5 protein-coding genes and 1 pseudogene are annotated in these 6,856 nt (G+C 37.6%); 1 reads left to right on the top strand and 5 read right to left on the bottom strand.

Annotated elements, in window-relative coordinates; genetic code table 11:
- The 5 genes and pseudogenes from ACSVH7_RS14985 to ACSVH7_RS14965 form a co-directional block, all read right to left on the bottom strand.
- A pseudogene (locus tag ACSVH7_RS14985) lies at positions 1–2,445 on the bottom strand (hypothetical protein); the annotation flags it as partial.
- Between the two features lie 36 nt (positions 2,446–2,481).
- Positions 2,482–3,411, bottom strand: coding sequence for a methionyl-tRNA formyltransferase (locus tag ACSVH7_RS14980; protein WP_438067496.1), 930 nt, complete (start codon positions 3,409–3,411; stop codon positions 2,482–2,484).
- Positions 3,412–3,413: 2 nt separating this feature from the next.
- Positions 3,414–4,565, bottom strand: coding sequence for an ABC transporter substrate-binding protein (locus ACSVH7_RS14975; protein ID WP_438067495.1), 1,152 nt, complete (start codon positions 4,563–4,565; stop codon positions 3,414–3,416).
- Positions 4,566–4,621: 56 nt separating this feature from the next.
- Positions 4,622–5,179 (bottom strand): phage tail protein, encoded by a 558-nt coding sequence (locus tag ACSVH7_RS14970; protein ID WP_438067494.1) that lies wholly within the window; start codon positions 5,177–5,179, stop codon positions 4,622–4,624.
- A gap of 23 nt (positions 5,180–5,202) precedes the next feature.
- Positions 5,203–5,760, bottom strand: coding sequence for a phage tail protein (locus tag ACSVH7_RS14965; RefSeq protein WP_438067493.1), 558 nt, complete (start codon positions 5,758–5,760; stop codon positions 5,203–5,205).
- 300 nt (positions 5,761–6,060) lie between these two features.
- Between ACSVH7_RS14965 and ACSVH7_RS14960 the strand changes: the two genes are divergently transcribed.
- Positions 6,061–6,627 carry a pseudouridine synthase gene (locus ACSVH7_RS14960; RefSeq protein ID WP_438067492.1) on the top strand — a complete coding sequence of 189 codons (567 nt, stop codon included), beginning with the start codon at positions 6,061–6,063 and terminating at the stop codon, positions 6,625–6,627.
- The last annotated feature ends 229 nt before the right edge of the window (positions 6,628–6,856 follow it).

Below are 6,856 nucleotides of genomic sequence, written 5' to 3'. Positions count from 1 at the left end.
CACATTGGTTTGTGCCGCAGTTGCCGTACTAATAGCCGTTGGTTGTGTAATGGTAAAGTTTCGAGTAGCCGTACAAGAATTTGCATCGGTTACTGTTACGGTATAGGTTCCTGCACTTAATCCGGTTGCAGTCGCAGCGGTTCCACCCGAAGGCGACCAAGAATAAGTATAGCCACCAGCACCTCCTGAAGGCGTCACAGAAGCGGAACCATTAGATCCACCGTTGCAAGACACATTGGTTTGCGCCGCAGTTGCCGTACTGATAACCGTTGGTTGTGTAATTGTAAAGTTTCTAGTAGCTGAACATGCGTTAGCATCTGTTACTGTTACGGTATAGGTTCCTGCATTTAATCCAGTAGCTGTAGCAGCGGTTCCCCCCGAAGGCGACCAAGAATAAGTATAGCCACCAGCACCTCCTGAAGGCGTCACATAAGCAGAACCGTTAGATCCACCGTTGCAAGACACATTGGTTTGTGCCGTAGTTGCCGTACTAATAGCCGTTGGTTGTGTAATGGTAAAGTTTCGAGTAGCCGTACAAGAATTTGCATCGGTTACTGTTACAGTATAGGTTCCTGCACTTAATCCAGTAGCTGTTGCAGCTGTTCCTCCCGAGGGTGACCAAGAATAAGTGTACCCACCAGCACCACCAGAAGGAGTCACCGAAGCAGAACCATTAGATCCACCGTTACAAGACACATTGGTTTGCGATGCAGTTGCCGTACTGATAGTCGTTGGTTGTGTAATTGTAAAGTTTCTAGTAGCTGTACATGCGTTAGCATCGGTTACTGTTACGGTATATGTTCCAGCACTTAATCCAGTAGCTGTTGCAGCCGTTCCACCCGAAGGTGACCAAGAATAAGTATATCCACCAGCACCTCCCGAAGGAGTTACGGATGCAGAACCGTTAGCTCCACCGTTACAAGACACATTGGTTTGCGCCGCAGTTGCCGTACTGATAATCGTTGGTTGTGTAATTGTAAAGTTTCGAGTAGCCGTACATGCGTTAGCATCGGTTACCGTTACGGTATATGTTCCTGCACTTAATCCAGTAGCTGTTGCAGCCGTTCCACCCGAAGGCGACCAAGAATAAGTATATCCACCAGCACCTCCCGAAGGAGTCACGGAAGCAGAACCATTAGATCCACCGTTACAAGACACATTTGTTTGTGCAGCAGTTGCCGTACTGATAGCTGTTGGTTGTGTAATTGTAAAATCACGAGTTGTCGAACAACCATTATTATCTGTTACAGTACAAGTCCAGACTCCAGGGGTCAAACCAGTAACAGAAACTGTTCCATCACCTGTTGGGGTGCCTGGTGTCCAGTTGTAAGTATATGGTCCTGTTCCTCCAGTAGCAGCATTTACTGTTGCTGCACCAGTTGAACCACCATTACAAGCAACGTTTGTTTGAGATGCTGCTGTTAAAGTAATTGTAGTCACGGATAATACTCCTGAACTTGAATTGGTGCTACAAGAACCATCCTTAGCCACGCAGCGATATAAAAAACCGTTCATGCCAGAAGTTGCCCCTGTGATTGTTAAAGTACTTGTTGTTGCATTCGAGTAAACACCACTATTTGTAATATCTGTAAAACCAGAACCCGTATTTACTTGCCATTGATAAGCCGTCGCACCAGTTGCGGTTGCTGAGAATGTAATATTACCACCATTACAAATTGATTGGTTTGAAGGACTAGCAGTTACAACAGGTGCTGTACATGCAGGTACTTCAAAAAGGCGAAAATTGTCTACTGCAAATTCTTGATTTGCACTACCATCTGCACTAACTCTAAAACGCAAATCTAAGGTTGTACCTGTTCCAGAAATATTCCAATTAAATTCCTGAAAAGTTTTAGAAAGTTGAGTTCCATCACCGTAATTATCACCGTCAGTATCTTCGGATAGATAGCCTGCATTTGTTGCGGATGTATCTCCGTTAAAACCTCCAACTCTTGTCCAAGCACCACCGTCTATTCTATATTCTATAATTAAAAAATCATAAGCAGGACCAAAAGCTGGATTCTGCCAACTTTGATTTTTATATGCTGCAAATAGACCTTTAAAACTTAGTCCCGTTTTTCCCGCAATATTAATACCAGTCCATGTAATATTTTGGATTTTATCATTTATGTCTGTAATTCCAGTTCTGGCTCTATCTGTATCTTCACCTGCCCAAAATTTTGTCCCTTGAATATTTTGGTATGTTATAAAAGTATCTAAACCACCGATAGGGTTTTGCATAGCAAGATTATTTCCATCAGTCCTCATGAAATAGTAAGAAAAAGGATTTGAAGGAAATCCAATATCAATTGAAGGTGTTCTGGTTCCAGTACTTGGAGCTCCCGTATCCTCGAAGGTATCGCTCCAAAACTGCGTTTGCGCATTTCCTCCAGTCCAAAACAGGGAGAGCAACAAGATAAAAATTAAAGCAAAGTTTTTTTTCATGGTTACATCATTTAATTAGCTATTATTTGTTAAAAACTAGTTAGGGATTCCTGCCATTAGGACAGGTTTTAGTGCTATACATTGTGAAGCCGTCATTATACCTTGATCTATACTAAGAATTTCAATTGCAATTTGTTTTTTATCTTCACAAGCTATATTTAAGGTAGTAGTGAAAGAAACTATTGTTCCCGGTTGATTTTCATGAGGTTCATTTAATAAATAAGCTGAAATTATTTTAATCTGTTCCCCTAATAGGGTTGCATCAGCACCATTGTTCCAAGGATTACAAGCATTTATTAGTGAAATTATTTCCTCTGCTGTCATTCGTTTCCAATTAATATAAGTGTCTGACAAATCGGGCTTTTCATAATAATAGGATCGTCTTTCATCTTGCGGCTCGTTGGGAATATTATTTCCAAATTGCAGCATATTTGCTGTATTCAAAGCAACCTGAGCCAAATGTTCACTTAGTTTTACACTTAGTTTGCCATAAGTATCACCCGCTTCAATAACAATAGGATCATTAAAAATGATATTTCCTTCATCAAATTTTGAGTTCATAAAATGTACACAAATTGCTGTTTCGGTTTCCTGATTTTTAAGAACTTCAAAAATGGGCATAGATCCTCGATATTGTGGCAGTGGTCCGGGATGAAAATTGATGAATTTATTTTCTCCGTATGCTAAAACGCTTTCAGGAAGTAAAAATGGAAATGAGATGGAAAAGATGTAGTCAGGTTGGATCTTATCAATCCATGTTCTCATTTCAGACATGCTTTTAGTATTGGGAAAAGATTTAAAACCAAAATTGTTGTCTTCAGCTTCTCTTTCTAGTGCGTCTGTGATTGTATGGCTTCCTTTTCCAATTGCAATGGCACATATGAATTTTTCAAATGCTAATAATTGTAGTGCTTTAAAAGCAAATTTTCCACCGCATAGTACTAATATTTTTTTCTGTGCTTCCATAATTAAATACACGTATAGCTATTATACCATGCCGATGTTGAATTATTGAGGTTCTGATTAGTTAATTTTTGAAAATGTTCAGAGACATCATTTGCAATACTTTCTATCTGTATTTCACATTTTCCTTCACTATTTGGAATTATAGTGGAGTTGTATAAAGGTGAAATAGAAGTATTTGTTTTAGAATCAAAATAAATAGTACCTCTTGGACTTTTAAACGTAAAAGATTTGATGCCTGAGGCTATTTGCGTCATGTTATTTTTAGAAAGGTCAATTAATTCTATAACTTTTAATGCTAAAGAAGCACTTTCCCAGCTTAGTAATGAAAATATATTAGGAGTTCTGTTCGCTGCTGTTATTGTTTCGATAAATATTTTATTTTCCTCAGAGTCTATTTTTTTAGACCAGGCTGCAATTCCTTTTATGTTGTCGCCAGGATATTCTGCATCCGCAAGCATCATTTCTTCAAGTCCGAAAGGAGGTAAGTAAATGGGAATATTTTGTTCTTCAAATGCGTTTTTGATAGCTTCAAAATACCAGTGAACAAAATCACCGCTAAACAAACTCAATAAGGCACTGTTAGGAAATTTTTCTAAATGGTCTTTTAAAGGTGCAATCGTAAAATCTTCTTCCTTGTACCCTGTGGCATGATTAAAAGCGATTTTCCCACCATTTTCTTCAAATCCTTTTGATATTCCATAAGTATGTAAATAGCCTCCATCATAATAACCTGTCACCATTCCGGCTGATGTATATCCATCATTTATGGCTTGTCTGGCAGCCATTGAAGCTCCTAAGGAGTTGTGTAGTGAATGATAAAAAATATTTGGGCAAGCAGGCCATTCGTGAGGCAAATTGGCTCCGGCATCTAAAACAATTAACATTTTGTTGGCGGCAAGAAAGAGAGGACGAAGTAATTGCGCCATACGATGACCTATGTAAGCAATTACTACAGAAACGTTTTCTTCTAGTAAAAGTTTTTCCGCACTACGGTAACATTGTTGTTTATCTGCACCAAAACCTATGTTTTCCGTAACGATTCGAATGTCGTTTCTTCCTAAATGTTTTAATCCGGAACGTAGTCCCTCATAAAGATCGAAACTAATGCTTTGATAGTATGTTGATCGGGCTAATAAAATACCTATTGTTTGCATATTTTTTAAGTAAAAAAGGAAATTTCCCTATTGAAAATTTCCTTTAATGTTTTTAATTAATTTCTGCTTGGAAATATCCCTTCCGTTGCGATGGAATAATTAATAGTTAAGTAGGGATTCATTATATCAAAAGGCGCATTTCCACCTGTTGCATCTGATGTTCCGCTTACTGTTGTGCCTCCTGTATAAACATTTGGAGTAGCTCCGTTTCCTGAATAAGTCGGAGTTATTGTTGTAGATGGGAAGTTACCTTCTGGTACAGATTCATCAGCATTCCCTGAGGAGGCCTTTATTTTTACACTAACATTATTCAATGTATGAATATGCTGTGGTAAATTTGGCAATAATAGAGTAGTGGTGGGTAAACCACCCATTTCTCCGATAGTATAATTTGGAAGGCCTGCTCCTTGTCCCTGACCAATAGGTACACGTCCTTGTAAATCTGGTAATCCAAATGTGTTTTGCCCATTTCCTCCATAATTAGTTCCTAAGAGTGCAAATAAAGCTGTGTTTTGGGCAATACTCATAATTTGTCCCTGACATGTTAAGTAGCCTATGGGAGCAAAATTAAATCCTAATATTTTTATTTCACCAATAAAGGGTTCTGTAGACATAATGTTTTGTTTTAAGAGTTGTTTTAATTTCTAGTTGGAAAAATTCCTTGAGTAGCTATCGAATAATTAACAACTAAATATGGATTCATGATAGATAGAGGAAGGTTTCCTCCTGTTATATCTGTAGTACCGGAAACAGTAGTCCCTCCCGTAAAAACATTTGGGCTTGCTCCACTTCCTGAATAAGTGGGAGTTGTTGTTGTAGCTGGGAAGTTACCTTCTGGTACAGATTCATCAGCATTCCCTGAGGAGGCATTTATTTTTACACTAACATTACTCAATGTATGAATATGCGATGGGATATTAGATGTTAGCAATGTTACATTTGGAGTACCAGCAGCTTCACCCATAACATGTAATGGTAATCCTGGGCCTTGACCCTGCCCAATAGGCATACGCCCCTGCAAATTAGGAATTCCAAAAGTTTGAACTCCGTTTCCTCCATAAGTTGTACCCAGTAAAGAAAAAAGAGCAGTATTTTGTGCAATTGATAATAGTTGGCCACTGCAGCTCATATAGCCTCGAGGCGCAAAATCAAATCCAAAAATTTTAATTTCTCCAATAAATGGTTCTGTAGACATAGTTTTTTTGTTAAATGGTTAGTTAAGTTTTTGTTTTTCAGTTGATTATTACTGTAAACTTGTGAAATAATATTTAAAATTTTATATTTAGTATATTTTAAATACGACTATTCTTAAATTATGGTTTAATTCATCTTGTCTTTTCAAAATAACTTATAAATCAGATAGTTGGGTATAAAAAATGTCATGAGATAATGATTCTATGTCATGAAATTTTGTATTGTAAATATTCTCTTTAAAGTTCAATGTTTATAAAAACTCAAAAACAAGACTATCTTTGTTTTTTTAAAGAAATACATAATGTCCCACCATCATTTTCTCCTTCACAAACCTTATGGCTTTTTAAGTCAGTTTATTTATGAGTTAAAACGCAAAAAAAGACTTTTGGGTGAACTTTACGATTTTCCTGAAGGCACGATGGCTATTGGTCGTCTAGATGAAGATTCCGAAGGTTTACTTTTATTAACCACCGATGGAAAAGTTAGTGAACGTATTAGGAGCAAGAAAGTAGAAAAGGAGTATTATGTGCAAGTGGATGGTGTAATAACTCTAGAAGCTATTGAGCAGATAAAGAGGGGAGTTGAAATTGGGTTTAATGGAACCAAGTACATCACCAAACCTTGCGAAGCCTTTATTTTAAAGGAAATTCCTGAATTTGGACCACGTGGCAAAAAAATAAGAGACGAACGTCATGGCCCCACCTCTTGGGCTTCGATTACTGTGAATGAAGGGAAATTTCGTCAAGTACGAAAAATGACTGCTGCTGTAGGGTTTCCAACACTTCGTTTAGTAAGGGTTCGTATCGGTGATCTTCATTTGGGATTGCTAAAAGCAGGCGATGTTATCAAAGTATCCAAGCTATTATAAGATCATGCTACTAGTCATTAGGCTTTGGCTCTAGGGCAATGTTTTTAAGTCAAGAAATTTTAGAGTAAAGAGTAACGATACTTGATTTTAGATTTTATGCTACTAATTAAAACACTTGTTTTTAAGTAGTTTACATATCTTACACCAAAAAAACACTCATAGAATCAACAATCAATAATTGGTTTTTCGATAACATACTGACATTGGGCTTGAGAGAGCTTCAAATAAA

The organism is Flavobacterium sp. TSSA_36 (assembly GCF_051547165.1).
Classification (GTDB): Bacteria; Bacteroidota; Bacteroidia; order Flavobacteriales; family Flavobacteriaceae; genus Flavobacterium.
Note: the sequence above shows the minus strand (reverse complement) of the source record. Positions and strands in the feature narration are given on the sequence as shown.

Coding starts and splice junctions, on each gene's coding strand:
- ACSVH7_RS14965 (WP_438067493.1), bottom strand. CDS start 5,760: ATGTCTACAGAACCATTTATTGGAGAAATTAAAATTTTTGGATTTGAT.
- ACSVH7_RS14975 (WP_438067495.1), bottom strand. CDS start 4,565: ATGCAAACAATAGGTATTTTATTAGCCCGATCAACATACTATCAAAGC.
- ACSVH7_RS14980 (WP_438067496.1), bottom strand. CDS start 3,411: ATGGAAGCACAGAAAAAAATATTAGTACTATGCGGTGGAAAATTTGCT.
- ACSVH7_RS14970 (WP_438067494.1), bottom strand. CDS start 5,179: ATGTCTACAGAACCCTTTATTGGTGAAATAAAAATATTAGGATTTAAT.
- ACSVH7_RS14960 (WP_438067492.1), top strand. CDS start 6,061: ATGTCCCACCATCATTTTCTCCTTCACAAACCTTATGGCTTTTTAAGT.